The organism is Acidovorax sp. ST3, from assembly GCF_003231145.1.
Lineage (GTDB): Bacteria > Pseudomonadota > Gammaproteobacteria > Burkholderiales > Burkholderiaceae_C > Acidovorax.
In genome coordinates this window covers 1-607 of record NZ_QKVP01000077.1, presented here as the reverse complement: position 1 = coordinate 607, position 607 = coordinate 1, and the positions used below count along the sequence as shown (strand labels likewise).

Below are 607 nucleotides of genomic sequence, written 5' to 3'. Positions count from 1 at the left end.
CTCGACCTGCCCGGCGTACCCTACAAGGGCGCGGCGGCGGCGGTCAACGATTTCCTGGGCGGCCAGTTCCCGGTGCTGATGGACGTGGTGATCAACCAGCAGCAGTTCATCCAGGGCGGCAAATCGCGGCCGCTGGCGGTGACGTCCGCCGCTCGCTCGCCCGCCCTGCCCGACGTGCCGACGGTGGCCGAGTCCGGCTATCCCGGTTACGAAGCGATGGTGTGGTTCGGCATGCTGGCCCCGGCCAAGCTGCCCGAGCCGTTGCGCGTCAAGCTGACCGATGCGCTGGCGCAGACGCTGCACGCGCCCGCCATGAAGACCTATCTGGAACAACAGGGCGCGCAGGTCTCGGACGTGGCCGGGCCGGCCTTCGGCGCCATGATCAAGAGCGAAATCGACAAATGGTGCGGCGTGGTCAAGCAGGCCGGCATCAAGCTGGACTGAGCGCCGCCGCGCCCTTCTTTTCATTCAGGGAAGCACAAGCATGTATCGCATAGGGATAGACGTCGGAGGCACGTTTACCGACTTCACGATGATCGACGAAGATCAAGGCATCGTGCATTTTCACAAGGTGCCGTCGACGCCGTCGGACCCATCGGAAGCCATC

General features: G+C 64.9%; 2 protein-coding genes. Both read left to right on the top strand.

Features of this window, described 5'->3' with window-relative positions:
• On the top strand, positions 1–444 hold a 444-nt coding region (locus DNK89_RS23635), incomplete at its 5' end, for a tripartite tricarboxylate transporter substrate binding protein (RefSeq protein WP_255575895.1).
• Between the two features lie 40 nt (positions 445–484).
• Positions 485–607: hydantoinase/oxoprolinase N-terminal domain-containing protein (locus DNK89_RS24935; RefSeq protein WP_153064340.1), on the top strand; the 123-nt coding region annotated here is incomplete at its 3' end.